This window comes from Candidatus Paracaedibacter symbiosus (genome assembly GCF_000757605.1).
Lineage (GTDB): Bacteria > Pseudomonadota > Alphaproteobacteria > Paracaedibacterales > Paracaedibacteraceae > Paracaedibacter_A > Paracaedibacter_A symbiosus.
Map to the genome: position 1 here is coordinate 4,224 of NZ_JQAK01000019.1, position 806 is coordinate 5,029.

The window sequence follows — 806 nt, forward strand, 5'->3', positions numbered from 1 at the left end:
TACTCTCTCTATTCTTTTAACGTTATTCCAAAGATAGGCGCCCTTATTGCAAAAGATAAAGCTGCTTACCAATATTTAGTTGAAAGTATTGTGCGTTTTCCATCTCAAGAAGAGCTCGTCACAATGATAAAAGAAGCGGGCTTCGCCTCAGTCTCATATCAAAATCTTACGCAAGGAATTGTTGCCATTCATGAAGGGCTTACCGCCCAATAGGATTTAAAAATAGCTTAAAAGAATTATCCCTCCAAAGCTATTAAACGCAACCATGACATGCGCTGAAATCCCGGCACATAAATTCTTTCAAGTGGTAAGAGAAAAAGAATAAGAGCGTTTTATTTTTGCCGTAATAAAAAAGAGGCAAAATAGCCCGAAAATTATTTTATAAGCACTTGATATTGGGTAATTATTTCTTTGATTCTTGTGACGATTTTCCTTGAAATTTGTAGCATGATATGTTAGCTTAATTATAGATGGTCAGAGAGGGAGTCTTCTCTTATTGGATATTCCGATACCCCAGTAATTCTTTCCCTTCCTTCTCTGAAACCTTCTAAGAAAAAAGAATAATAAAATAGGGAATAACAAAACCTAAGTTATTAAAAACAACCCTTTAAACGCTCTTTTTGAGTGAATATTTTCTCTTTTCCTGGTGAAAAGGCAAGAATAGAAGGGGGGGATAAACATGAAGGGATAAAGAACTTCAAAGAGGCTAAAAAAATGGTATGGAACAGTAACTCAATGAATGAATCCCATAAAAGCATCGGGTTAAAAGAGGCAATATGACGATTGATATAAGAACAGTTCATAAA

Annotated in this window: 2 protein-coding genes; one reads left to right on the forward strand and one right to left on the reverse strand. The window is 34.9% G+C overall.

What is annotated here, in order from left to right; translation table 11 throughout:
- Window positions 1-213, forward strand: a 213-nt coding sequence (locus IG80_RS14445; protein ID WP_198027400.1) for a class I SAM-dependent methyltransferase, incomplete at its 5' end; no start/stop codon positions are given.
- A gap of 380 nt (window positions 214-593) precedes the next feature.
- On the opposite strand, the gene IG80_RS16395 is transcribed toward IG80_RS14445, so the two are convergent.
- On the reverse strand, window positions 594-806 hold a 213-nt coding region (locus IG80_RS16395), incomplete at its 5' end, for a hypothetical protein (protein ID WP_232224422.1).